Consider the following 25502-nt stretch of genomic DNA (forward strand, 5'->3'; position numbering starts at 1 on the left):
CAAATACATCTCGGTGGTATCGACAAGATCGTTCACGTGGCGCAGTCCCTTCGTCTGCGATCAAGGCTACCCTGAGCAGGGTAGAAAGACCCCTCAGATCATCGGCACTTCGCGTGTCCGGCACCGGTTCCGGGGAGGCCCGGGTGCCGGGGTCGCCGAATGGTCGCGAATTCCGGACGCGCACCACTAGATTGAATCTGTGACGAGCGGCACCGAATCAGACCCCAGCGCAGCGGTCATCTGGAGCGAGGACTTCCTCGCCTACAAGTGGGCGTACACGCATCCGATGAACCCGGTCAGGCTGGCCCTGACCATGTCGCTGGCCCGCGGCCTCGGTGTACTCGACGGGATCGAAGAGGTCCCGCCCAGCCGCATCGACGATTCGGCGCTGACCGTGATCCACGGCCAGGACTACATCGACGCCGTCCGTGCCGTCGGGTCGGGCACCGCGTCGTTGTCCGGGCAACTGCTCGAGCGGCTGTTCGGGCTCGGCAGCGCTGACAATCCGGTGTTCAACGGCATGCACGAGGCCGGCCGGCTACTGGTCGGCGGCACCCTGGCCGCAGTGCAGGCGGTGTCGTCGGGATCGGTGCGACGGGCGGTGAACATCGGCGGCGGCATGCACCACGCCATGAAGTCGCATGCCGCAGGCTTCTGCATCTACAACGACTGCTCCGTGGCCATCCAATGGCTGCTCGACAACGGCTACGACCGTGTCGCCTACATCGATATCGACGCCCACCACGGCGACGGTGTCGAAACGGCCTTCGTCTCCGATCCGCGAGTGCTGACCATCTCACTGCACCAGCACCCGGCGACGCTGTGGCCCGGTACCGGCTGGCCCACCGAGATAGGTACGGGCGAGGCCCAGGGCACCGCCGTCAACCTGGCCCTGATGCCCGAGGTGAGTGACCGGCTGTGGTTGCGGGCATTCCACGCGGTGGTGCCGTCGCTGCTCGAACAGTTCCGCCCGCAGATCCTGATCACCCAGTGCGGCGCCGACAGCCACCGCGCCGATCCGCTGACCGATCTGGCGCTGACCGTCGACGGCCAGCGCGCGGCGATGCAGGCGCTGCGGCACTGCGCCGACACGTACGCGGACGGGCGCTGGGTCGCTGTCGGCGGCGGCGGCTACGGTGTGGTCAACGTCGTGCCGCGAAGCTGGACGCACCTGCTGGCCACCGTTCTGGACCGCGACGTCGACGTCGACACGAAGGTCGGCGACGACTGGTACATGCAGGCCGCGACGGTGGCCACGGAAGTCCATCCCGACTACGCGCGCGCGCCCGAGCAGTCGATGGGCGATGGTGGCAACGTCGACTACGTGGCGTGGGACGGCGACACCGGCCAGGAGCCGCCCGAGGGAATCTCCGAAGTCGCACAGCGACAGACAGATCGTGGAATCCTCGCCACCAGGCGTGCCGTTTACCCCCTACATGGACTCGACCCGGAGGACCCGCGTGACTGATCAGTCGGCTACCGACCCGCATAGTCAACCCGAACAGGCAGCAACCGCCGACGCACCAGATCAGGCTCCGTCTTCGCAACCCGCCGACCGGGAAACCGAGCTTACGGAAGCTCAGGCTCCCGAACGTGACGCTCCCGAATCTGTGACAGAACCCCAGACACCTGAATCCCGGACATCCACAGGCGAGGGGCAGTCCGATTCATCGGGCCGAAGCCCCTGGGACTATCCGCGGAACTGGATCGCCGACGTCCTCGCCTCGGACGGTGGCGTCGTGCATCTGCGGCCGATCGTGCCCGACGACGCCGACCGGCTCGTCCGCTTCCATGCGGGACTGTCCGAACGCACCCGCTACATGCGGTATTTCGGACCCACGCCGCGACTGCCGGCACGCGAGGTGGCGCGGATGACCACGGTCGACCACCACAACCGGGTGGCGATCGTGGCCGTACTGGCCGACGACATCATCGCGATGGGCGTCTACGAGGGACTGGCCATCGACGGCAGACCCGACGCCGCCGAGGTCGCGTTCGTGGTGGCCGACGAACATCAGGGCCGCGGCCTGGGCCCGGTCCTGCTCGAACACCTCGCCGGTGCGGCCGCCGAGAACGGATTCACCAAGTTCGAGGCCGAGGTACTGAGCGAGAACCCCAACATGGTCGCGGTGTTCCGCGACGCCGGATACCAGCTTTCGCGCAGCTTCGACGGCAGCACCGTTCACGTCGAGTTCGATATCGATCCCACCGATGCCATCTCGTCGGTGCGCAACGCCCGCGAACGGGCCTCCGAGGCGCGTAGCGTCGCCAATCTCCTACGGCCCATGTCGGTCGCGGTCATCGGTGCCTCCACCGACCCACGTAAGGTCGGCAACGCGCTGCTCAGCAACATCGTTGCCGCCGGGTTCACCGGGCCGGTCTACCCGGTCAACGGGCCGGCACCCGCCGACGAGGACGACGACGGCGAGGAGACGGAGAATAAGCCCAAGTCGTGGACGGCGATGATGGGTGCGAGCTACACACCTCCGGCGCGCCGCTCACGCAAACGACAGGCCGCGGTCCGCGGCATCCGCGCCTATCCGACCGTGCGCGATATCCCCGACCCGGTCGACCTGGCCGTCGTCGCCGTCCCGGCCGCACGGGTCGACGCGGTTCTCGACGACTGCCTCGTCAAGGGTGTGCGCACCCTCGTCGTGGTCACCTCAGGATTCGGGGACGCGGGCACCGAAGGTCTTGAAAGCGAGAACCGGCTGGTGGCGCAGGTCCGTGAACACGGGATGCGCCTGGTCGGACCCAACGCGCTGGGAGTGGTCAACAACGACCCCGAGATCGCGCTCAACGCCACTCTCGCACCGCGGATCCCGCAACCGGGCCGGGTCGGGTTCTTCTGCCAGTCCGGCGCGCTCGGCATCACCATTCTCGACACCGCGGCTCAGCGGCAGATCGGGTTGTCGACGTTCGTGTCGGCGGGTAACCGCGCCGATGTCTCGGGTAACGACCTGCTGCAGTACTGGGACTCGGATACGGCCACCGATGTGGTGCTGCTGTACCTGGAGAGTTTCGGTAACCCGCGCAAGTTTTCGCGGATCGCGCGCCGGGTGTCACGGTCGAAGCCGATCGTGGCGGTCAAACGCGCCAACAACGCGATGTCGCCGGTACGGGCGGCCCGCTCCCAGTCCGCACGTATCGATGACGAGATCGCCCAGATGGTGCTCGAGCAGGCGGGGGGCGTGCGCGTCGACACGCTCGATGAACTCTTCGACTGCGGCTCGTTGTTCGCGTTCCAGCCGCTGCCGCGAGGCCCCCGCACCCGGATCATCGGCAACTCCTCGGTCCTGGGCAGTCTGGCGGCCGAGACCGCGCGAGCGCTGGGGCTGGAGGTCACCGACACCGTCGACCTGGGGGCCGGTGCGTCCGAGGACGCGTTCGAGGATGCGGTCACCAAGGCGATGACCGATCCCGGAGTCGACTCCGTGCTCGTCGTGTTCGTGCCACCGGTCGCCGTCGACGCCGACTGGCATGCCCGGGCCCTCATGGCCGCTGCCGGCACGCCCGGCGCCGACGCGCCCAAACCGATCGTGTCGACCTTCCTCGCCGTCGAGGGTGTGCCGCCGGGCCTGACGAAACCGGGACCGGACGGGTTGCCCGTGTTCGGGTCGATACCGTCGTTTCCGAGCCCGGAACGGGCGGCGACCGCGCTCGCGCGGGCCTGGCAGTACGCCAATTGGCGCGAGCGACCGGAGGTCGAACCCGTCCGGGCCGACGGGATCGACCACGAGGGCGCCCGCACACTCGTCCGTGAGGCACTCACCGACCTGCCCGAGGCCGATGGTGGTGAACCGCCGAGCGTGCGCCTGGACCCGGTCGCCGCGCAGCAGCTGCTGGAGAAGTACGGCATTCACGTGGTGCCGTTCCGGGAGGTCAGCACGATGCACGAGGCCTCGGCCGCGGCCCGTGAGCTCGGTTTCCCGGTCGCGGTGAAGGCGACGTCGTCGTCGTGGCGGGGTCGGCTGGACAGGGAGGGCGCGCGTCTGGACCTGCCCGACGCCACCGCAGTGATCACCGCGTTCACCGAACTGTCGGAGCTGACCGGTGATTCGGTGCTGCACGTGCAGAAGATGGCGCCCAAGGGCATCGGCACGGTCATCGAGATCCGCGACGACCGGTCGTTCGGGTCTGTCATCTCCTACGGGTTGTCGGGCCGGACGTTCGAGCTGCTAGGCGACCGTGGCTATCGGGCGATGCCGTTGACCGAGTACGACGCCAATGAGCTGCTCCACGAGCCGCGGTCGTCGGCACTCGTACACGGGGACGGTGACGGCGGCGGTGTGGACACAGCCGCGCTCGCCGACCTGTTGGTGCGGGTGTCCGCGCTCGGTGAGGACAACGCGGAGATCCGGAGCCTGGCCATCGACCCGATACTCGTGTCGTCGGAAGGGGCCGCGGTGCTGTCGGCGGACGTCGTACTGGGCCCAGTGCCCACACGTGACGACAGCGGGCCGCGCAGGCTGTGACCAAAGGCTGACGAACCGGCCGAAATCACGAGCCGCCACAGGGCGCTGGGCCCCGTGGCGGCTCGGATCGAAAAAGGTTTGATAGTTCGGCGGGGAGTCACCGACAGGTAACGCTCACCGCCGGGGATCAGCTTGCGTAGGCACGCAGCCGTTCGGCGCGATCGCCGTGCCGCAGCTTGCCCATCACCTCACGCTCGATCTGCCGCACACGTTCCCGGGACAGGCCGAATGCGCGACCGATCTGGTCGAGGGTGCGCGGCTGGCCGTCGTCAAGGCCGTACCGCATGCGGATCACCTGCTGTTCACGTTCGTCGAGGGTGGCGAGCACGGCCCGGATGTCCGAATGCAGCAGGCCCGAGATCACCACGTTCTCCGCCGACGTCGCCTCGGCATCCTCGATGAAATCGCCGAGCGGTGCCTCCTCGTCGTTGCCCACGGGCATATCCAGACTCACCGGGTCGCGGCTGTGGTCGAGCAGGTCGGCGATCTTCTCGGCGGGGATGCCCGATTCGTTGGAGATCTCCGCGTCGGTGGCCTCCCGGCCGAGTTGCTGGTGCAGTTCCCGCTTGACGCGGGCGATCTTGTTGACCTGCTCGACGAGGTGGACGGGCAGGCGGATGGTCCGACTCTGATCGGCCATGCCGCGGGTGATGGCCTGCCGGATCCACCAGGTGGCGTAGGTGGAGAACTTGAAGCCCTTGGCATAGTCGAACTTCTCCATCGCGCGGATCAGACCCAGGTTGCCCTCCTGGATGAGATCGAGCAGCGGCATCCCCCGGCCGGTGTATCGCTTGGCCAGGGACACCACGAGCCGCAGATTGGCTTCCAGCAGATGGGAGCGCGCGATCTCGCCCTCGCGAACAATCAGGGCCAGATCCCGCTTCTTCGCCGCGGTCATGCGTTTGCCGCTGTCGAGCAGGTGCCTGGCGTACAGGCCCGCCTCGATCTGCTTGGCCAGTTCGACTTCCTGCTCGGCGTTCAGCAGTGCCGTGCGACCGATTCCGTTGAGGTAGACGCGGACGAGATCGGCGGCAGGTGATTGCGCGTCCAGATCCTGCTCGGTCATCTGCGGGCGAGTGCTGGTCGATGGTGTCGCCGGTGAGGCGGTGGTGGCGTGGGTGGCGACTTCCGGGCGTGCAACTGTCGAGCGTGACATTCGGCCTCCTGAATCGAGTGCGTTCACAGGATTCAACGGACGCGCCGCCGGCAAAGTTCCCGGCTCCGCCGGTCACCCCGATCGTGAAAAAGTATTGTGACCTGCGGCGTTCCGGAAGCTTGCGGTCTGGGCGGCTGAGAAGTTACTAAGAGTCGCCGCCGTGGGAACCATCGACGAAGGTGCCCTCGATCGTGGTGCTGGGCCTGATCGCCCGGTCGGCGGACTCGATCTCGGGCGGGCCGATGACTTGATGTTCGGCACCATAGAGATAGTGCGGTTCCTCACCGCGTTTGCGGGCCGGCCGGTCGTTGGCGATCAGCACCGCCACCCACGGCAGGGGGATCGACAGCACCACGATGCCCAGCGCGAGCAGTCCCGACCCGGTGGCGCTGTAGGCGATCGCGGCCAGGATCAGCGCCGGGGCCCGGAACGCCATCAGGGTCAGATATTTGCGCACGCGGGCCCGGTGCTGCGCCTCGAACGAATCCTCGGCGTCGGTGATCAGGAACGCATCGGCGGATCGTTGGTTGCCCATGTCTCCACTGTCCGCGCATTCGTCGGCAGTCGCAAGCCGGTGGGTGCGTGGCGCATCCATCCCGTGGCCGAGCGCGCACCTACTCGCGGCCGAGCGCGCACCTACTCGCGGCCGAGCCGCGTACTTACTCGTGGCCCGCGGCCGAGCCGCGCATTTACTATGGTGCGCATGGGAACGCAGACAATCGACCGCCCCGACGTCGACATCAAGGAACGCCCGGATACCGACGCCACCGACCGCGGCGACGACGACACTCCGAAGTTCTTCCACTACGTGAAGAAGAACAAGATCGCCGAGAGCGCGGTCATGGGTAACCACGTGGTGGCGCTGTGCGGTGAGACATTTCCGGTGACCCGATCGCCGAAGCCCGGATCGCCGGTGTGCCCCAAGTGCAAGAAGATCTACAACCGGATGCGCAAGGATTGAACGCGCGGAGCATTCGCGTCTATCGCCGCCGGATCGGGCCGCTGCCGAAACGCTCGGGCAGGGTCTTGATCTGGTCGGTGATGTCCGATGTCTGCGAGTTCACCCATTCTCTGACCTGAGTGGACGCGGTCGGTTTGGCCGGCCACATCGACTGGATCGCCGCGTTCAGTTCGGCGCCGCCCACGATCGCGAAGCCCAGGAAGAACGCGAACAGCAGGAACGCGATCGGGGTGGCCAGGGCGCCGTAGGACACCCCTGCCTTGGTGATCGTGGCGAGATATTCGCGAAGGATGGAACTCGACACCCAGAAGAACACGGCCGCCAGGATCGCACCGGACAGCAGCCGGTGCCACGGCAGCGGGTTGGGCAGCGAGAGATGATAGAGCGTCGTCAGCATTCCGATCAGCAGGACCGCGACAGCCGGGAAATACCCGTAGTCGATGAGCCTGGTGACCCATGAATCCCACTCGTCCGGCACGATCTGGCGCAAGTAGGTGGGCCCGAGCGCGACGAGCGGGAGGACCACCACCGACACGGCCAGGAACGCCACGTACAGCAGCAGTGAGAAAATTCGCTGCCAGACCGGATTACGAACCTCGTGCTGGTCGTGGGCCCGCACGATCGACGCGACATAGCACGACACGGCCGACGATCCCGCCCACAGCGACATGATGAAGCCGATGGAGACCAGCGACACCTTGCCGTTGCTGAGCACGTTCTCCACCGTCGGAGTGATGAGGTCGGTCATCACGTTCTCCGAGAACGCTTTCCCGGCCAGTGAGATGATCCTGTCGGAGATGACCGTGGTCGTGTCGGCACCGAACCAGCTCGACACATAGCCGACGCTGCCGAGCAGTCCCAGCAGCAGCGGTGGAAACGACAGTGCCTGCCAGAACGCGGCCTGCGCCGCCCAGCCGACGATTCCGTGGTCCCATGCGTTGACGATCGTGCGCCACACCACCTTGTGCAGGTTCGCGAACACGGGAAGGCGGGCCGGCGTGACGGTGCCGGTCCCGCCGATCGTCTCCTGGCCGGTGTCTTGGTCCGTTCTGGTCGCATCGGGGTGGCCTGATATGACCGGCGACGGAGCGTCGTCGTCGGGTACCGGAGCCGGGTGTTGGTGTCGGGTGGCGATGTCCCTATCGTGGCGGATCGCATCGATGAATACGCGACCGGGTCGATTACACGGCCTCGGCGTGTCGCGGTCGGCACCTCGGACAGTGGCCTGGAGCACGCTGTCGCGCACCGGGCTTCCGGTGGTTCCGGGGGTAGCATGTCTAGGTTCCCGGCCGTGCGAGCACGCGTGGCCGGTGGAGGTCTCGTGAGGAGTCGGCAAAGACGTGAGCCAAGCACATTCGGCAGCCGCAGGTACGGTTACGGCGACAGAAGGTGCGTCAGGAATCCGGCTCCGCGCCTGGCAGCGACGCGCCCTCACCAAGTACCTGGCGACCAGGCCCACCGACTTCCTGGCGGTCGCCACGCCCGGTGCCGGTAAGACGACGTTTGGGCTGCGGATCGCCCGGGAGTTGCTCGATGACCGCACCGTCGAGGCGGTCACCGTCGTCGCACCCACCGAACACCTCAAGCACCAGTGGGCCGAGGCCGCCGCCCGCGTCGGAATCGCCCTCGATTCCCGGTTCAGCAACTCCACCGGACAGACCAGCTCCGACTATCACGGCGTCGCGCTCACCTACGCGCAGGTCGCCGCCCACCCGTCCCGGCACCGGGTCCGGACCGAGAACCGCCGGACGCTGGTGATCCTGGACGAGATCCACCACGGCGGCGACGCCAAATCGTGGGGTGAGGCGATCAGGGAGGCGTTCTCCGACGCCACCCGCAGGCTCGCGCTCACCGGAACACCGTTCCGTTCGGATGATTCACCGATCCCGTTCGTCACCTACGAACCGGAGGAGGGCGGCGTACTCCGCTCGCGTGCCGACCACACGTACGGCTACGCAGACGCCCTCGCTGACGGCGTCGTCCGTCCCGTGGTGTTCCTGGCCTACAGCGGCCAGGCCAGCTGGCGGACAAGCGCGGGTGAGGAATTCACCGCCCGCCTGGGTGAGCCGCTGTCGGCCGAGCACACCGCGCGTGCCTGGCGCACCGCGCTCGACCCGCACGGTGATTGGATCCCGGCGGTTCTGCAGGCCGCCCACACCCGGCTCACCCGGCTGCGTGAATCGGGCATACCCGATGCCGGGGGGCTGGTCATCGCCACCGACCAGACCAATGCCCGCGACTATGCAGAACTCCTGGAATCGATCACCGGACGCAAACCGGTACTCGTCCTGTCCGACGACCCGAAGTCGTCGGGCCGGATCGCCGAGTTCGCGGCCTCCGACGACGAGTGGATGGTCGCGGTCCGTATGGTCTCCGAAGGCGTCGACGTGCCACGGCTCGCGGTGGGCGTCTACGCCACCAGCGCGTCGACGCCGCTGTACTTCGCCCAGGCCATCGGCCGGTTCGTGCGCTCGCGCCGGCCCGGGGAGACGGCCAGCGTGTTCCTGCCGTCGGTGCCGGTGCTGCTGAACCTGGCCAGCGAGATGGAAGCCCAGCGTGATCACGTGCTGGGCAAACCGCATCGCGAGAGCGACGGTCTCGACGACGAGCTGATCAGCGATGCGAACAGGCAGAAGGATGAGCCGGGGGAGGACGAGAAGTCGTTCGAGTCGTTGCACGCCGATGCCGAACTGGATCAGGTGATCTTCGACGGATCCTCGTTCGGCACCGCCACCTTCGCCGGCAGCGACGAGGAATCGGACTACCTCGGACTGCCCGGCCTGCTCGACGCCGACCAGGTCCGCACGCTACTCAGCAGACGTCAGCACGAGCAGGTCACCCGACGCAGCACCGACACCGCCGCCCCGCCTGAACGTGAACCCGCGGCGACGACCGGTGAGAATCTGCATGCACTGCGTAAGGAACTCAACAGTCTGGTCGCATTGCATCATCACCGCACGGGTAAGCCACACGGCATGGTCCACAAGGAGCTGCGGTCGCGGCTCGGTGGTCCGCCCACTGCGATGGCGACGGCCGACCAGTTGCGCGAACGCATTGCGGCACTGCGACAGTGGTGACTCGGGACACGAACTCCGGGTGACAAGAACTCCGGTGACAAGGGTGCCCCGGCCGTATCGGCCGGGGCACCCTTGTGCGATCGGGGGCGGGATCAGACGAGCTCTGCGGCGGAATCCTCGACAATGGCGCTGAGCTCGGCCAGACGGGCCTCGTGGCTGTTGTAGTGATGCCGGCAGAACAGCAGCTCACCACCTGCGGGCAGGATGGCGCGGACCTTGGCGGCAGCACCGCAGCGGTCGCACCTGTCAACAGCCGTCAGAGGCATGGAGATCGGGGGTGTCATGGTGATGTCGGACATTTCTTCCTCCGTCCCGGGTCGGCAACTCGTTGCCCGCCCTTCGTGAGCCGGTACATCGGGTCTGATGTACTTCCCTCACTCTGTCAGACGTTCGGCGTCCACGTATTGTTCCGCGCACGTTTTAGGTGTGTCATCTACAACACATCATTTCGTGGAAACATGCAGGTCACACCGGTGTCACACGGCGAGCGGCGCTACCGGTCCCGACCCCTGAGATCATTCATCCGGATGATCAGTCCAGATAGTCGCGCAGCACCTGGGAACGAGACGGGTGACGCAGCTTGGACATCGTCTTCGACTCGATCTGCCGGATCCGTTCACGGGTGACGCCGTACACCTGCCCGATCTCGTCGAGAGTGCGGGGCTGACCGTCGGTCAGGCCGAAACGCAGCCGTACCACGCCGGCCTCACGCTCGGACAGGGTCTCCAGGACCGACTGCAGCTGATCCTGCAGCAGGGTGAAGCTGACCGCGTCGACGGCCACCACGGCCTCGGAGTCCTCGATGAAGTCGCCGAGCTGCGAATCGCCTTCGTCACCGATGGTCTGATCCAGCGAGATGGGCTCGCGAGCGTACTGCTGGATCTCCAGCACCTTCTCGGGCGTGATGTCCATCTCCTTGGCGAGCTCCTCGGGAGTGGGCTCGCGGCCCAGATCCTGCAGCAGCTCACGCTGGATGCGGCCCAGCTTGTTGATGACCTCCACCATGTGGACCGGGATACGGATTGTGCGGGCCTGGTCGGCCATCGCACGGGTGATCGCCTGACGGATCCACCAGGTGGCGTACGTGGAGAACTTGTAGCCCTTGGTGTAGTCGAACTTCTCGACCGCACGGATCAGGCCCAGGTTGCCTTCCTGGATGAGGTCGAGGAAGGCCATGCCGCGGCCGGTGTAACGCTTGGCCAGCGACACGACGAGTCGGAGGTTGGCTTCGAGGAGGTGGTTCTTGGCGCGATTGCCGTCGCGCGAGACCCAGTTGAGGTCCCGCTTCTGCGCCGTGCCGAGCTTCTCGCCCGATTCCATGATGCGGCGCAGGCATTCGGTGGCGTACAGGCCGGCCTCGATACGCTTGGCCAGCTCGACCTCTTCTTCGGCGTTGAGCAGCGCCACTTTGCCGATCTGCTTGAGGTAGGCGCGCACGGAGTCGGCAGATGCGGTCAGCTCCGCGTCTTTGCGTGCCTGCCGCAGAGCTTCGGACTCGTCCTCGTCCCAGACGAAATCACCGGACTTGCTCGAGTCCGAACTCGTCGACGCCTTGGCGGTCCGCTTGGCCGGAGTGGTGGTTCCCGCGGCCGGGACCTTCGCCTCGGACGGGTCCTCCTGCGTGTCGTCCTGGTCCTCGTCGTCGGAGTCGTCCTCGTCGTCGGTGTCGTCGACCTCGATGTCGGTGTCGTCGATGTCGACGTCTTCGAGATCATCGTCGGGTGCGTCGAGATCGTCGATCGACTCGGGATCGGCGTCCAGATCGTCGCCGGCCCCCTCCGCGGAGGTGGCCTTGGCCGCGGTCTTCTTCGCGATCCTCTTGGCCGGAGCCTTCTTCACGGTCTTCTTGGCTGCCGCCTTCTTGGCGGGGGCCTTACGTGCCGGGGCCTTCTTGGCCGGGGCCTTCTTCGCGACCTTCTTGGCAGCGGCGGGGGCGTCCACTGTCGTCGCGTCGTCGGCGACCGTGGGATCACCCACAGCGGTAGTGGTATCACCCACAGGGGCATTGGTGGCTGTCACGTACAACCTTTCGAGCTGACTCACGCAAATGTCGCGGCAGACTCGGTCCGCCGCTGAACAGGGCTTGAATTCTCGGCGCTTGAAGCCGATACGGGACATTGTAACGACAACCGACCGCCGACAGTATCACTTGCCTGGTCAGGGCCGGTTGGGTGGTCACCGCAGGGGCTCAGTCGGCGACCGCCATCGCCGCTCCGACGATGCCCGCGCTGTTACGCAGTGTCGCCGGCACCACGGGCGTGCGATTGGTGAGCAGCGGAACCCACTTGTGTGCCTTGCGGCTGATACCGCCACCGGCGATGAACAGCTTGGGCCAGAACAGATTCTCGTACGCGACCAGTACATCGCTCACCTTCGCCGCCCACGCCTCATACGACAGGTCGTTGTCCTCCTTCACCTTCGAGGACGCCTGATGCTCGGCCTCCTTGCCGCCGACCGTCAGGTGGCCGAGCTCGGTATTCGGTACCAGCGTGCCATCTACCATGAGCGCCGACCCGATCCCGGTGCCGAAGGTCAGCAGCATGACCACTCCCGTGACGTCCCTGCCCGCCCCGAATCGGTCCTCGGCCAGACCGGCGGCGTCGGCGTCGTTGAGTGCGGCGATCTTGCGGCCGCCGAGATGTCTGCTGAACAGGTCGTAGACATCGGTACCGATCCAGCCCTTGTCGATGTTGGCAGCGGTGCGCATCACCCCCTCGGTGACCACACCCGGCAGTGTCACCCCGACCGGGCCCTGCCAGTCGAAATGCGCGACCACCTCGGCGACCGCTCCGGCGACCGCATCGGGTGAGGCCGGCTGCGGCGTCAGGACCTTGAAACGCTCACCCACGAGCAGACCGGTGTCGAGATCGACGATGCCGCCTTTGGTTCCCGAACCGCCGACATCGACCCCGAAGCCGAGATTGCCACCGGATATCGGCGCGCGCGCGGACGCGGCATCGGAGATGGCAGGGGTGGGGGACTCGGTCATGGTCGGCCCTTTCGTGGCAGGCGTCACCCGAGACAGTCGTTCGCGGTCGGCCGGACGGATCGGTCGTGTCGTTCCTCAGGCTAGGTCATCGGGCCCGTCTTGGGGCGGCGGAGAGCCGAACATTACCGGTACCGGCTCGACCGGGCCGGGTGTTCGGTTCCGGGTGCGCCGATGTGTGCCCGACCACTGTGGCCGGTGTGCCGATGTGCTGACATGGTGGTCGTGAACTCCACCCAGTCCCACCGCTCGGATACAGCCGCCTCTCCTGCCGAACTCGAGCGAGTGGCCATCGCCGTCGCCGAGCTGGCGGCCGACCATGTGCGATCCCGGCGGCCCGAACTGTTCGCGGCGTTCGGCTCAGGTCCGGCGCCCACCGCCGACGGCCGGGAGTCACCGGCGGCGGTGGGAACGAAATCGACGCCGACGGACCCGGTGACGCTCGCCGACACCGAGAGTGAAGCCCTGATCAGGGCGCACCTGCACGAACTGCGGCCCGGCGACGACGTTCTGGGTGAGGAGCGCGGCGGCAGCGTCGAGGTCCCCGACGGGGTGCGTTGGGTCGTCGATCCCATCGACGGCACCGTGAACTACCTCTACGGCATCCCCGCGTACGCGGTTTCGGTCGCCGCCCAGATCGGTGGTGAATCGGTGGCCGGAGCCGTCGTGGACGTCGCGGCGGGCATCACGTACTCGGCGGCGCGGGGCCACGGCGCCCACGCCCGGCCGGGTGGTCAGGGGGCCGTACCACAGCGGCTCGGGTGCGCAGCCGTCACCGATGTGGGACTGGCTTTGGTGGCCAGCGGATTCGCCTACGACCAGGGCAGGCGCCGCGCACAAGGCGAACTCGTCGGCAGGCTGCTGCCCCACATCCGTGACATCCGGCGGATCGGCGCCGCGGCGCTGGACCTGTGCATGGTGGCCAGCGGTCGTGTCGACGCACATTTCGAGCACGGACTCAATCCCTGGGACTGGGCCGCGGGCGGATTGATCGCAGCCGAGGCCGGGGCCGTCGTCCGGCTGCCCACGGCCGATTCACGCTCGGCCGACGGCGTGCCCACCATCGCGGTCGCGCCGGGTATCGCGCAGCAGTTCCTGACCCTCATCGAGGACCTGGGAGGACTGGATGCGATACCCGAGGGTCAGCACGATTGCTTGTGAACGGCGCTGACCAGCCCGGGATCGGCGCCGGTCGACGGATCCTTGGGATTGGCCAGTCGTAGCGCCTCCAGCGCCGCCTGCGCATCCTGGGACAGCTCGCGCGACTCGTAGTAGGTGCCCAGTGCGACATCGACGACCGTTCCGCGCCGACCGTCGTCGACGAGTTGCGCGCACGGAATCGCCAGCCACACAGCTGCGGCACCGCTCTTGCCCGCCGGTCCGAACCGTATCTGCGCGACACAGTCGAGGTCCTGCCCGACGTACACCGGATCGTCGGCGTACGCGGTGTCGGCGGCCGGGGTGAATCCCTGCGCGGTGAGGTCGTCGGAGACGGACCTGGCCGCGCCACGCTGACCGGACGCGTTCAGGACCCGCACCTGAAAACTCGACAGTGCGGCGGGCGCGATGGACTCCATCTCGCTGTTGGCGACCACCGTCAGCGACGGTGGGGCGGCAGTCGTGGGTTTCACGGCCGTGGTGTTCGCAGTGGATTGCCCAGCGGTCGGCGCGGCCGCCACCGAGGTGGGCACGGGCAGCGGACTATTGCATGCGGTGGGCGTGGCGTCGTCGCCGGATCTGACCGCGGCGACGCACCACACGACGACAGCGATGGCGGCGAGGATCGTGACGGTGATCAGGACCGGTTCTTTGCGCCGCCGCCGGTACGGCCGGCCTGCCCGGTCGGTCGTCGAACCGGGCGCGATATGGGACACCACCGTGGACGCCGCTCCTCTCGATTGCCGCGTGACTGCTCGATAGCCGCGTGACTGGGCCCACTCTAGAGGGTCGGCCGGTCTCGAGCGGCCAGGCCCCACCGGCGTGGGACCTTGGTACCCGGCCCGGCGCGACCGGCTGGTATAACCGGCGGGGATCGGTACGGTGATGCGCGTGCAACACGCCGAGTTTTTCGTCGTTGACTTATCGGAGGTCCTTACACTAAGCTTCGGGCGCCCGGGATACCTGAGCAGTCGGGAACGGGGCCGAGTTGACACGGCAAACATCCAGATTTTCACTGACGTACGTACAGGTTCGGGGACGAAGTGCGGGATTGCTTGAGTGGCGGTGCATCGCGCGCCGCCGCTTCGCCGCTGATCGCGGCAGGGTTCGCTCGTTGCCCGGCCACCGTCCGGAATATCTCCGGACGGGGCGGCGCTTGCTTTCGGTGTCCGGTCACAAGCCGGGCCGAGTAAAGCGCCCTCAACGCTGAAAAAAGGTAAGGCACACAATGGCTACTGACTACGACGCCCCACGTCGAACCGAAAGCGAAGACCTCAACGAGGATTCGCTCGAAGAACTGAAAGCCCGGCGCAGCGAGGCACAGTCCTCGTCCGTCGACGTCGACGAGAGCGACACCGCCGAATCGTTCGAGCTTCCGGGTGCGGACCTGTCCGGTGAGGAACTGTCGGTCCGCGTCATCCCCAAGCAGGCCGACGAGTTCACCTGCACGAGCTGCTTTCTCGTCTACCATCGCAGCCGGCTCGCACGCCAGAACGGCACGTCGATGGTGTGCGTGGACTGCGCCTGAGCAGCACCGCAGGCCTGCTGCCGTCAGTCCCGTGAGGCGGCGGCATCGTCGATGTTCAGGGCCGCCAGCACCCGATCGGGATGCCTGGTGGACACCAGCCAGTAGGGCGTCGGGTCGTCGGGGTCATCGAGCACCAGCAACACCATCGTCTTGACCCACGCCCGGTGCATCAGGTATGCAGCGGGGTCGAGCTGGCGGCCCAAAGCCGCCGACTTGGCCGTGGCCGCCACCGTAGCCCCGCGCGCGATCACCTCACGAGGCAATCGTGCCTTGTCCGCCACGAGCTCACCGTCGGCGGTCACCGCCACCCGGGTGCGGCCGACCGACCACAGCAGCACAGCCACGAGAATCCCGACCACCACATATCCGGCGGCACTCCACGCGGACTTGTGCGCAGACAGCTGGATCTCGTAGCCGAGGACACCGGTCACGACCGCACCGGCCGCCCACCACCACCACGGAACGGTGAGACGTTCCTCATAGCGGTCGGGCCGACCGGACGCGGATTCGCCGGACCCGGATGCCGGAGCGGACGACGAACTGTTCGATGATTGGGGTGCTGCCACGCCGACCAGCCTAGTCGGCTGCGGCGGGCGGGTAGTCTGCGGTCCGTGACCGCAGAACCCACACCCGTTATATCGCTCCGGCGTCTGGACCCCGACCTGCCGATGCCGACCCGGGCACATCCCGGTGACGCCGGCGTTGACCTCTACTCGGCCGTCGACCTGGAACTGGCGCCCGGACGGCGCGGGCTCGTCGGAACGGGCGTGGCGGTCGCCATCCCGGTGGGCATGGTGGGTCTGATCCATCCGCGGTCGGGTCTGGCGGCGCGAACCGGGCTTTCGATCGTGAACACCCCCGGCACCATCGACGCCGGGTACCGCGGCGAGATCAAGGTGTGCCTGATCAACCACGATCCCGACACCCCGATCACGATCGCGCGGGGTGACCGCATCGCCCAGCTCGTCGTCCAGCGCGTCGAGTTGCCCGAGTTCACCGAGGTCGAGGACCTCGGCGATACCAGCCGCGGCAGCGGCGGATACGGTTCCAGCGGTGGTCATGCCGCGCTCGGGGGCTGAGCTGCCCTCTGGTCCGGTATCGGCCGCGTCGCCCCGCCGGCGGGTCCGGGTGGACTACCCTTCATGACGGATCAGCCGATCGGTCGACAACGTACGCAAGGAGGCGCCGAAAATGGCTCGGCAGAACGCGAACCAGGGGTTGAAGATCGGGCAGGCCGCAGGTCCCTACGATATCGACGCGTTGGCGACATCCCTTGCCGAGTTGCAGAATTCGCATCTCGATCTGGGGTCGGTGCTGGTACCGGTCGTCGAAGGCGGCCAGGTGACCGTCGAGATGACCGCCGACCACCAGCCCGAGGCGGTATATCTGGAGACACCGTTCGGGCGCATCGGTGTGGCCGCGTTCGCCGCCCCCAAGACGCCGGGAACCTGGCGTGAGGTGGTTCGCGAGCTCGCCGAATCCCTGCGCGACAGCGGTGCGACCACCTCCATCGAAGACGGCCATTGGGGCCGGGAAGTGGTCGCCGAGGTGCCGGGTACAGTGCACCGGTTCATCGGGGTCGACGGCCCCCGCTGGCTGATCAGGTGCGTGGCGCTCGGCCCGACCGAGGCGACCGAACCGTTGAGCCAGCTCGCGCGCGCGGTGCTCGCGGAATCGGTTGTGCGACGCGGGAACGACCCCTATCCGCCGCGCGAGCCGCTGCCGATCGAGCTCCCCGAGGTGCTCGCCGCGCAGGTGGCCGCGGCGCAGCAGGAACGAGCCGAAGCCGGCGAACCAGGATTCGAGCATCTCGCCGGGCATGAAACCGATGAGCGTGCGCCTGATGAGCAGGGGCCCCACCAGGACAGTGCCGAAGAGCACGACGGCGGTGCGCTCGATCAGCTGGCGCAGGCGACTCTGGTGACCCCCGACGACGAGGATTTCGACGACGATCCTGCGACCTACGACGATCCCGAGGACGAGGACGACGAGGATGCCGCGAGCGGTCCTCCTCCGTCGGCGGGGTCGGCGATGCAACGGCTGCGGCGCTGGCGCCGCGCACGCTGATTCAGCTGCTCCGATCCGACCACAACGCAGCCCAGGTACGGGCCGTCGTGGTCCCCAGGAGGGGTGGATCGATGCCCCATCGGGTGAGCGGCAGCTCGGCCACAGCGGCCCGGGGCGCCGCCGCCCGCCATTCGTGCGACACCCGCAAGGGGTGGATCGGGTCGTCGAGGGATGCGGTGATCGCCAGCGGCGCAGTCAAACCGGCGATCTCGTCCATCCGCGGACATACGAATGCCGCCGCCTGCCGAAGCTGTGCCTCGAGCCGGTCGCCGAACGCGCTCCACGAGCGGGTCAGTTCGTCGGCGAGCCACGACGGCGACGACGCGCGCATCGCGGCGATCGTCGCGGTCAGACCGGTGTCCCGGATCGCGTCGGCGGTGGCGGTGGCCGACGCCCGGGCCGGCGCGTACTGGTCGTTACCGCACCACGGTGGCAGTGCGGCCAGGACGCCCGCGCACTGTCCCTGGTCACCGGTTGAACGCCGCTGCGCCAGCGCCCACCGCACCGCCAGAGCCGCCCCGATCGACACGCCTCCGGCCAGGACGGATCGGTGTGTGCGGGCGGCGTCATCGAGAACCGCCAGATGCCCGGCGATGAGGTCGTCGGCCGGCTCCGAGGCGATCAGTTCGACGCCGAGTTCGGCTGCCGCGGGACCGAACGCGCGCGTCACGTAGTCGGCGTCGGAGCCGGTGCCGGGCATCACCACCAGGGCTGTGGGATATGGCGTAGGTGAACTGGAGGACAACTCGGATCCCATGGGCATGTATCGATGATGCCCGGCGTTGGAACCGGCGTGGGTGGGGGTCTACAGTGACGGAAATCAGGTGGCTCGCGGGAGCGGTCACCACGCGAATCGCCAGTGGTGCTTGGAGACAGAATGACGACGCCCGGTTATCTCAAGAGGCTGACCCGTCGGTTGACCGAGGATCTCGGCGACGTCGAGACCGAACGCATCTCCCGCGCGTCCCGGGCCCGTGGCGGTCAGCGGGCATCGGAGTGTTGCCGGGGTGACGAAGTGACGATGCACGGTGAGCTGCGGTCGGTCGAAACGTGTTCGCGCACAGCGAAGGCGGGCGTGAAGGCCGAATTCTTCGACGGCAGTGACACCGTGATCCTCAAATGGCTCGGCCGCAACCGGATCCCGGGCATCGAGCCGGGTCGTACCGTGACGGTGCGCGGCAGGATCGCCGACCTCGACGGCAGCAAGGTGATCTACAACCCGTACTACGAGTTGTATGGCGCCGACGACTGACCCCGGCGCATCCGAACCGGACGCACCCGAACCAGCAGAAGCCGAAACAGCAAGAACCGAACCGACGCTGCTCGAGCAGATGGGCGGGGTATCGGGCCTGATCTATTCGACGGTGCCGGTCGCGGTGTTCGTGCCCGCGAACTCCATCGGCGGGCTCGGCGTGGCCATCGGCGCGGCGCTCGCGGCGGCGCTGGTCGTGTTCGGGATCCGGCTGATCCGGCGCGAAGGACTCATGCCGGCCGTGTCGGGACTGCTCGGCGTCGCTATCTGCGCGTTCATCGCGCACCGCACCGGCGACGCCAAGGGTTACTTCCTGTTCGGTATCTGGTCGATGCTCGCCTACGCCGTCGCGTGCGTGGTCTCGATTCTGGTGCGTTGGCCGCTGATCGGCGTCGCCTGGCATCTGGTGACCGGCGAGGGCACCGCATGGCGCCGGAACCGGGCTGTGCTGCGTGCCTACGATCTGGCCACCGCATGCTGGGCGGTCGTCTTCGGTGCGCGGTATCTGACGCAGTCGGCCCTCTACGACAGTGACCACACCGGGTGGCTCGCGGCGGCACGGATCGGTATGGGCTGGCCGCTGACCGCGCTCGCGGCGGTCGTCACCGTCTACCTGGTGCGGCGCGCCACTCGATCAGAGCTCCTCGATGACCGATCCGGTACCGAGTGAGCTGTCCGGTACCGCGTGATCAGTGCGCCACCTGCATGGCGGCGAACAGATCGTCCTCGGCCTCCTCGGGCGCGATGAACACCAGTTCGTCGCCGCCTTCGATCGAGTCGTCGGATTGCGGCACGATGACCCGCCGTCCCCGCAGGATCGCCACGAGTGCCGCATCCCGTGGCAACACCAGCTTGCGGACGGGTTTGCCGGCGAGGGGGGTGTTCGGGGGCAGCGTCAGCTCGACCAGATTCGCCTGCCCCTGACGGAACGTCATCAGCCGCACCAGGTCACCCACCGACACGGCTTCCTCGACGAGGGAGGCCAGCAGCCGGGGCGTGGACACCGCGACATCGACCCCCCAGTCCTCGCCGAAGAGCCACTCGTTGCGTGGATCGTTGACCCGGGCCACCACCCGGTTGACGGCGAACTCCGTCTTGGCGAGCAGGCTGACCACCAGGTTGGCCTTGTCGTCGCCGGTCGCGGCGATCATCACGTCGAACAGATGCAGTTGGGCGCGTTCGAGGTTGCTCAGCTCGCACGCATCACCGAGGACCCAGGCGGCGTCGGGGACGGCGGTGGTGTCGATGTGCGCGGCGAGGCGTTCGAACAGGGTGACCTCGTGTGCGCTGGAGAGCAGCTCACGGGCGATCGAGCGGCCCACGGCGCCTGCTCCGGCGATGGCGACCTTCACGGTGCGGCCTCCTTATCAGTCTGGTGCGCTTGTCAGTCTCGTGCCGGCGCGGGCCCGGCGGCCAGCGTCCTGGCGTTGACCAGATTGTCCAGCAGCACAGCCGCATACACCTGATCATCCTGCTGGATGACCGTTCGGACGTCGGGCAGGATCACCCGGCCCACCCGGCTGATGAAGGCGATTCGGGCCCCGGTCTGTTCCTGGAAGCGGCCCACGGTGGTACCGATCCACGACTCGTCCACGTCGATACGGGCCATGCCGAGGGTGCCGGACGGATCGCGCCATTCGGCGGTGTTCGCCGTCTCATCGAGTGCCGACACGAAACGCTCGGTGGTCCAGGGCACGGTCGCGACGGTAGGGATGCCGAGGCGCTCATACACTTCGGCGCGGCGGGCGTCGTAGATGCGTGCGACGACCCGCTCGACACCGAACGTTTCGCGGGCGACGCGGGCGGCGATGATGTTGGAGTTGTCGCCGGAGGACACCGCGGCGAAGGCGTCGGCCGTCTCGATACCGGCCCGCACGAGAACGTCACGGTCGAATCCGACCCCCACCACCTTGACCCCGTCGAACTGCCGGTCGAGGCGGATGAACGACGCCGGGTCGCGGTCGATGATCGACACCTCGTGGCCGCGGCGGTGCATCGACATGGCCACCGACGAGCCGACCCTGCCGCATCCCATGATGACTACGCGCACGAGGCGTCCTTTCCACGCATGACGCTGCTCAACGTACCCCGTGAACCGACGTCCGGGGAGGGCGGACGGCGGGTTCGGCGCGTGTGGGGGTGGCGTGGTGGTCTTTGCGAGGGGCACGGCCTAGTGTGGCGTGGTGTCCAGTGTGTCCAAGGTGTCCGTCGCGATAAAGCGGCTGCTGCTCGGACAGCCTTTTCGCAGCGACAAGCTCAACCACACGCTGCTGCCCAAACGCATCGCGTTGCCGGTGTTCGCCTCGGACGCGATGTCCTCTGTCGCCTACGCGCCTCAGGAGATCTTCCTGGTCCTCTCGGTGGCCGGGGTCAGTGCGCTGACCTTCACGCCGTGGGTGGCGGTGGCGGTGGCGGTGGTGATGGTCGTCGTCGTCGCCAGCTACCGGCAGAATGTGCACGCCTACCCGTCGGGCGGCGGCGACTACGAGATCGCGAACGTGAACCTGGGTGCGAACGCGGGGCTCACTGTCGGCAGTGCGTTGCTCGTCGACTATGTGCTGACTGTCGCGGTGTCGATAGCCTCGGCCGCCGAGAACATCGGGTCGGCATTCCCGTTCGTCCACGAACACAAGGTGTGGTTCAGCGTCGCCGCGATCGCCGTGCTGACGGCGGTCAACCTGCGCGGCATCAGGGAATCGGGTGCGGTACTGGCGATCCCGACCTACGCCTTCATCGTGGGCGTGGGCGCGATGCTGATCTGGGGCTTCGTGGAGATCTTCGTCCTCGATCGCGATGTGACCGCCGAGACCAGCGAGTTCGGGCTCAAGGCCGAGGACAGCCACCTCGCGGGAATCGCGTTCGTGTTCCTGATCGCGCGCGCCTTCTCGTCGGGCTGTGCCGCGCTCACTGGGGTCGAGGCGATCAGCAACGGGGTGCCCGCGTTCCGGAAACCGAAGTCGCGTAACGCCGCGGCCACCTTGATGATGCTCGGCGCATTCTCCATCACATTGCTGCTCGGCATCGTGGTACTGGCACAGGAGATCGGCGCCAAGTACGTGATGGACCCGGCGAACGACCTGGTCGGTGCACCGGAGAACTATCACCAGAAGTCGATGATCGCGCAATTGTCGCTGGCTGTGTTCGGCGAAGGATCACCGGCGTTCTATTTCGTGGCGGCGGCAACGGCACTGATCCTGATCCTGGCGGCCAACACTGCCTTCAACGGGTTCCCGCTGCTGGCCTCGGTACTGGCGCAGGACCGGTACCTGCCACGGCAGATGCACACCCGCGGCGATCGTCTGGCATTCAGCAACGGCATCCTGTTCCTGGCGATCGCCGCGATGATCTTCGTGATCTCGTTCGGCGCCGAGGTGACGGTGCTGATCCAGCTTTACATCGTGGGCGTGTTCGTTTCGTTCACCCTGAGTCAGACGGGGATGGTCCGGCACTGGACCCGCCTGCTGCGCACCGAAACCGATCCGCAGTCCCGCAAACGGATGTTCCAGTCGCGGATCGTCAACTCCGTCGGGCTGGTGATGACGGCGATCGTGCTGGTGGTGGTGCTGATCACCAAGTTCACCGCCGGAGCGTGGATCGCGATCGTGTTGATGGTGGCGGTGTTCGTGCTGATGAAACTGATCCATTCGCACTATGCGAGTGTGCAGGAAGAACTGGACCGCGACGACGAGAGCGCGGTGCTGCCGAGCCGCACCCACTCGATCGTGCTGGTGTCCGGGCTCAATCTGGCCACCCGTCGCGCGGTCCGGTACGCCCGCGCCACCCGGCCGGACATGCTGGAAGCGATCACCGTGAACGTCGATGACCGCTCCACCCGGACCCTGGTGTCGCTGTGGGAGGCCAGCGAGATCGAGATACCGCTGAAGGTGATCGCCTCGCCCTACCGGGAGATCACCCGGCCGGTGCTCGACTATGTGCGCCGGGTCCGGCGCGAGTCGCCCCGGGATGTGGTCACCGTGTTCATCCCCGAATACGTGGTCGGGCACTGGTGGGAGCAGACGCTGCACAACCAGTCCGCGTTGCGCCTCAAGACCCGGCTGCTCTACGAGCGGGGAGTGATGGTCACGTCGGTGCCGTGGCAGCTCGATTCGTCGGACCGCCGCAAGAATCGTGATCTGACTGTGTACGGCCCCGGCGACACCCGCCGGGGCATGGATGGGACCGAACGGCGCTGACATGACTGATGTGGATGTGGTGGACGCGGAGCTGGTCACCTCTGGGATGGCCAACGGCGGTGAGGCCGTGGGAAGGTTCGACGGCCGGGTGGTGTTCGTCCGGGGTGCGTTGCCGGGGGAGCGGGTGCGCGTACGGATCGTTGACCGCAGCAACGACCGCTTCTGGCGGGCCGTGGCCGAGGAGATCGTCGAACCGTCGGATGATCGGGTGCCACCGGCGTGCCCGGCCGCAGCACACGGTGGCGGATGCTGCGACCTGTCGTTCGTCGAGCCTGTCGCAGGAAGGCGGCTCAAGACCGGAGTGACCGCCGACGTCCTGCGCCGGATCGGGTCGCTGACGGACCCGCAATTGGAGGAGTCGGGATTCTTCGCCGACGGCGTACAGGCGCTCGGTCCTGATGGGGCGGGCTGGCGGGTACGCACCCGGCTGTTCGCCGACGACCAGGGGCGGGCTGGGGTGCACGCCTGGCACGCGAGCTCGGTGATCGTCGGACACGAGTGCTCGGCGCCGGTCGACGGGCTACTGACCGGTCTCGGCGAACTACGTTTCAGGCCGGGCTCCGAGATCGTCGCGGTCGCCGGTGCCGACGGCAGACACATAGCCGAGATCGCGCCCCCGGAACCGGTTCTGGGCAGCAGGGCCGACCGGCGACACGTGCAGCGCACCCGCCGGATGAGGGCGGCGGCCCGCCCGATCACGATGGTCGAGGGCGACGATCAGGTCACCCATCGTGTCGGTGAACGAACATGGCGGATCGGTGTCAACGGTTTCTGGCAGGCACACCGCGCCGCACCGGCCGCCTACGCCCGCACGGTCGTCGAGATGGTTGCCGGTGACATGCGGGACGCGGTGGCGTGGGACCTGTACGGCGGTGCCGGAATCTACGCCGGCGCACTGCTCGATGAATCGGCCGCGCAGGTGCACGTGGTCGATTCCGATGCCGGCGCGATCGGCGCCGCCTGCGCCACGTTCGCCGAAGACCCGCGCCTGGTGGTGTATCAGGGAGACGTCGCCGCGACGGCGGCCGACCTGCCGAAACCGGGGATCGTCGTGCTCGATCCACCACGAACGGGAGCCGGCCGCGCGGTCATCGACACGGTCGCCGCCGCCGGCCCGCACACGGTGGTGTACATCGCCTGCGACATCGGCCGCTTCGCCCGCGACCTCGGCTTCCTCACCGCCCACGGCTACCACCTGCGCTCGCTACGCGCGTTCGACGCGTTCCCCGGCACCCACCACGTCGAGGCCATCGCCTGCCTGACTCGCTAGCCAACCCCCGGATCCAACCGGAAACTCCGTCTTTTGTGTCGCTGAGCGCTACAAAAGACGGAGTCTTCGTCGTTACAGATCGATTATTCGCGTGGCAGCCAGGGTGCAGGGCCTATCGGTAGCACTTCCACGAATCCCACGCCCAGTTGGGATTTGTCACCACTGCGTAGGTGCCTGATCCGTAGTAGTACCGGCATACGGCGTTCATGTCGATCGACTTAGTTCTGGCATTGAGATATGCACGACATAGCCATGAGTACGGATTGGTTGCACTGCTCGGCGAGGCACTGATTGCTTCTCGTAACCCGAGGTAGCCAAATGCCGTTGCTCTGCAGTATGGCGTTATGTGTCCAAACTGCGAGAGGTCGCCTACCTGTTTCGCGGCACTGGCTGTTCCACCGCCCAGTAGTGCACCGAATCCGATTGCCATCACACAGGCGATAGCAATCGAGAATTGTCGCAATTTACTGTTCATTGTTTCCCACTCCTTCTTCCTTGAGCTGCGTTCGATCGTGACGACTACAGGTTCACCCATCTCCGTCGCGGCGGAATCCCGACAGGTCTTGATCCGGCCGGTTGCGCTTGTATGCGCCGTCCGTCCAGAAGCTGATCGTTCCCCAGATGCCTAGGGCGGTGCAGATGAGAATGATCGCAATGATGAGTGTGGCCACGATTGCTACCTCCCTTCGCGTTCGACAATGGAGATCCGTGCAGCGGAATCCTCCGCCAAGACAGCTTCGGACAGCTTGTTCATGAATTTCCGATATGCCGAATAGCCGACCATATCCTTCGGCGTCACCGGTATGAACATGACGGTCTGCTGGGTCGTCTTGTAGTTCTCGATCTCGCTACGCGCCGTGCTACCGGTAGGTGTATCAACGATGTTCACATGGAAAGCGATCATCTCCGAGAAGTTACCGATTCCCCGGATCGAGAAGTTGGTTCTGCCGAGCTCTGCCCCTTCGAACCGGATGGCTGCTCGCCAGGTGTTCAATCCTACTGCCGCAGTGTTCTCGCCGACTGACTTCGTCAATTCAGCGATCCGGTCGGCCGACAGCCTTGTGTCGATCTTGATATGCGAGTTCGCATACTTATGTGGCTTACTCATAGCGACGTCTCCTCTGGTTTGAGTACATCATCGATCAATCTGTTACCAGGCTATATGCGATAGCAGTATGGGACTAGCCACCAATTTCGGGGGCAGTCATACTGGTGCGAATTGAACAACGAAGAGCCCAACACGGGGGATCATCTACACCAAAAACGTGTCCGAGCGAAGTGAGGCACGAGCCGTATATAGGTTGTTAACCTAAGTAATTCTCAACTAGTACTACAGCCGGACTTAGCGATTTTCATGTCGGTGACCTGCGGTTTTGGTG

25 protein-coding genes are annotated in these 25502 nt (G+C 66.7%); 12 read left to right on the forward strand and 13 right to left on the reverse strand.

Going from position 1 to position 25502, the window contains the following annotated elements; genetic code table 11:
- Positions 1-199 precede the first annotated feature (199 nt).
- Complete coding sequence (locus tag Q0627_RS11195) at positions 200-1468, forward strand: acetoin utilization protein AcuC (protein ID WP_291011933.1); 1269 nt, start codon at positions 200-202, stop codon at positions 1466-1468.
- Positions 1437-4475: a GNAT family N-acetyltransferase gene (locus Q0627_RS11200; RefSeq protein ID WP_298809867.1), complete on the forward strand. Its 3039-nt coding sequence runs from the start codon at positions 1437-1439 to the stop codon at positions 4473-4475. Before Q0627_RS11195 ends, Q0627_RS11200 begins: the two co-directional genes overlap by 32 nt.
- A 127-nt stretch (positions 4476-4602) precedes the next feature.
- Here the strand turns inward: Q0627_RS11200 and Q0627_RS11205 are convergent, their stop codons facing one another.
- Together Q0627_RS11205 and Q0627_RS11210 are read right to left on the reverse strand one after the other, a co-directional pair.
- Positions 4603-5631: a sigma-70 family RNA polymerase sigma factor gene (locus Q0627_RS11205; RefSeq protein WP_291011917.1), complete on the reverse strand. Its 1029-nt coding sequence runs from the start codon at positions 5629-5631 to the stop codon at positions 4603-4605.
- Positions 5632-5776: 145 nt separating this feature from the next.
- Positions 5777-6166, reverse strand: a complete 390-nt coding sequence (locus Q0627_RS11210; RefSeq protein WP_291011914.1) for a DUF3099 domain-containing protein — start codon at positions 6164-6166, stop codon at positions 5777-5779.
- A gap of 168 nt (positions 6167-6334) precedes the next feature.
- Between Q0627_RS11210 and Q0627_RS11215 the strand changes: the two genes are divergently transcribed.
- A complete protein-coding gene (locus tag Q0627_RS11215) occupies positions 6335-6592 on the forward strand; it encodes a DUF3039 domain-containing protein (protein WP_291011911.1) in 258 nt (85 codons plus the stop codon).
- A gap of 19 nt (positions 6593-6611) precedes the next feature.
- Here the strand turns inward: Q0627_RS11215 and Q0627_RS11220 are convergent, their stop codons facing one another.
- Entirely contained in the window at positions 6612-7613 is a 1002-nt protein-coding gene (locus tag Q0627_RS11220) for a YihY/virulence factor BrkB family protein (protein WP_291011945.1), read from the reverse strand.
- A 379-nt stretch (positions 7614-7992) separates the two neighbouring features.
- Between Q0627_RS11220 and Q0627_RS11225 the strand changes: the two genes are divergently transcribed.
- On the forward strand, positions 7993-9669 hold the full coding sequence (locus tag Q0627_RS11225) for a DEAD/DEAH box helicase (RefSeq protein ID WP_291011942.1): 1677 nt from the start codon (positions 7993-7995) through the stop codon (positions 9667-9669).
- 92 nt (positions 9670-9761) lie between these two features.
- Here the strand turns inward: Q0627_RS11225 and Q0627_RS11230 are convergent, their stop codons facing one another.
- The 3 genes from Q0627_RS11230 to ppgK all read right to left on the reverse strand — a co-directional run bounded on the left by Q0627_RS11230 (position 9762) and on the right by ppgK (position 12658).
- Positions 9762-9968: a hypothetical protein gene (locus tag Q0627_RS11230; RefSeq protein ID WP_291011909.1), complete on the reverse strand. Its 207-nt coding sequence runs from the start codon at positions 9966-9968 to the stop codon at positions 9762-9764.
- Between the two features lie 232 nt (positions 9969-10200).
- Positions 10201-11688 carry an RNA polymerase sigma factor gene (locus Q0627_RS11235; protein WP_291011907.1) on the reverse strand — a complete coding sequence of 496 codons (1488 nt, stop codon included), beginning with the start codon at positions 11686-11688 and terminating at the stop codon, positions 10201-10203.
- 169 nt (positions 11689-11857) lie between these two features.
- Positions 11858-12658: a polyphosphate--glucose phosphotransferase gene (gene ppgK / locus Q0627_RS11240; protein ID WP_291011905.1), complete on the reverse strand. Its 801-nt coding sequence runs from the start codon at positions 12656-12658 to the stop codon at positions 11858-11860.
- Positions 12659-12871: 213 nt separating this feature from the next.
- Between ppgK and Q0627_RS11245 the strand changes: the two genes are divergently transcribed.
- Positions 12872-13816: an inositol monophosphatase family protein gene (locus tag Q0627_RS11245; protein ID WP_291011903.1), complete on the forward strand. Its 945-nt coding sequence runs from the start codon at positions 12872-12874 to the stop codon at positions 13814-13816.
- Here Q0627_RS11245 and cei read toward each other — a convergent pair.
- The gene (cei, locus tag Q0627_RS11250; protein WP_291011900.1) at positions 13798-14532 is read right to left on the reverse strand and encodes an envelope integrity protein Cei; all 735 of its coding nucleotides are present in this window, start codon (positions 14530-14532) and stop codon (positions 13798-13800) included. The genes Q0627_RS11245 and cei overlap by 19 nt on opposite strands.
- A 509-nt stretch (positions 14533-15041) precedes the next feature.
- Here cei and Q0627_RS11255 point away from each other — a divergent pair.
- The gene (locus Q0627_RS11255; RefSeq protein ID WP_291011897.1) at positions 15042-15341 is read left to right on the forward strand and encodes a DUF4193 domain-containing protein; all 300 of its coding nucleotides are present in this window, start codon (positions 15042-15044) and stop codon (positions 15339-15341) included.
- A gap of 23 nt (positions 15342-15364) precedes the next feature.
- On the opposite strand, the gene Q0627_RS11260 is transcribed toward Q0627_RS11255, so the two are convergent.
- Positions 15365-15907, reverse strand: a complete 543-nt coding sequence (locus Q0627_RS11260; RefSeq protein WP_291011894.1) for a DUF3093 domain-containing protein — start codon at positions 15905-15907, stop codon at positions 15365-15367.
- Between the two features lie 45 nt (positions 15908-15952).
- Between Q0627_RS11260 and dut the strand changes: the two genes are divergently transcribed.
- Together dut and Q0627_RS11270 are read left to right on the forward strand one after the other, a co-directional pair.
- Positions 15953-16420, forward strand: coding sequence for a dUTP diphosphatase (dut, locus tag Q0627_RS11265; protein ID WP_291011891.1), 468 nt, complete (start codon positions 15953-15955; stop codon positions 16418-16420).
- 112 nt (positions 16421-16532) lie between these two features.
- Entirely contained in the window at positions 16533-17408 is an 876-nt protein-coding gene (locus tag Q0627_RS11270) for a DUF3710 domain-containing protein (protein ID WP_291011888.1), read from the forward strand.
- 1 nt (position 17409) lies between these two features.
- Here Q0627_RS11270 and Q0627_RS11275 read toward each other — a convergent pair whose 3' ends face one another.
- Positions 17410-18171, reverse strand: a complete 762-nt coding sequence (locus Q0627_RS11275) for an alpha/beta hydrolase (RefSeq protein ID WP_291011885.1) — start codon at positions 18169-18171, stop codon at positions 17410-17412.
- Positions 18172-18285: 114 nt separating this feature from the next.
- Between Q0627_RS11275 and Q0627_RS11280 the strand changes: the two genes are divergently transcribed.
- Positions 18286-18660: an OB-fold nucleic acid binding domain-containing protein gene (locus Q0627_RS11280; RefSeq protein WP_291011882.1), complete on the forward strand. Its 375-nt coding sequence runs from the start codon at positions 18286-18288 to the stop codon at positions 18658-18660.
- Positions 18644-19330, forward strand: a complete 687-nt coding sequence (locus tag Q0627_RS11285; RefSeq protein WP_291011879.1) for a DUF3159 domain-containing protein — start codon at positions 18644-18646, stop codon at positions 19328-19330. Before Q0627_RS11280 ends, Q0627_RS11285 begins: the two co-directional genes overlap by 17 nt.
- A gap of 19 nt (positions 19331-19349) precedes the next feature.
- On the opposite strand, the gene Q0627_RS11290 is transcribed toward Q0627_RS11285, so the two are convergent.
- Positions 19350-20012, reverse strand: a complete 663-nt coding sequence (locus Q0627_RS11290) for a TrkA family potassium uptake protein (RefSeq protein WP_291011875.1) — start codon at positions 20010-20012, stop codon at positions 19350-19352.
- Positions 20013-20044: 32 nt separating this feature from the next.
- Positions 20045-20710, reverse strand: a complete 666-nt coding sequence (locus Q0627_RS11295; protein WP_298809882.1) for a TrkA family potassium uptake protein — start codon at positions 20708-20710, stop codon at positions 20045-20047.
- Positions 20711-20843: 133 nt separating this feature from the next.
- On the opposite strand from Q0627_RS11295, the gene Q0627_RS11300 reads away from it, so the two are divergent.
- Both Q0627_RS11300 and Q0627_RS11305 read left to right on the forward strand, forming a co-directional pair.
- Entirely contained in the window at positions 20844-22853 is a 2010-nt protein-coding gene (locus Q0627_RS11300) for an APC family permease (RefSeq protein ID WP_291011871.1), read from the forward strand.
- A gap of 1 nt (position 22854) precedes the next feature.
- Entirely contained in the window at positions 22855-24123 is a 1269-nt protein-coding gene (locus tag Q0627_RS11305; protein WP_291011868.1) for a class I SAM-dependent RNA methyltransferase, read from the forward strand.
- 527 nt (positions 24124-24650) lie between these two features.
- Here Q0627_RS11305 and Q0627_RS11310 read toward each other — a convergent pair.
- Complete coding sequence (locus Q0627_RS11310) at positions 24651-24794, reverse strand: hypothetical protein (RefSeq protein ID WP_291011865.1); 144 nt, start codon at positions 24792-24794, stop codon at positions 24651-24653.
- Between the two features lie 5 nt (positions 24795-24799).
- Positions 24800-25231, reverse strand: a complete 432-nt coding sequence (locus Q0627_RS11315; protein WP_291011863.1) for a hypothetical protein — start codon at positions 25229-25231, stop codon at positions 24800-24802.
- Between the last annotated feature and the right edge of the window lie 271 nt (positions 25232-25502).

The organism is uncultured Gordonia sp., from assembly GCF_937858515.1.
In the GTDB taxonomy this organism is placed as follows: domain Bacteria; phylum Actinomycetota; class Actinomycetes; order Mycobacteriales; family Mycobacteriaceae; genus Gordonia.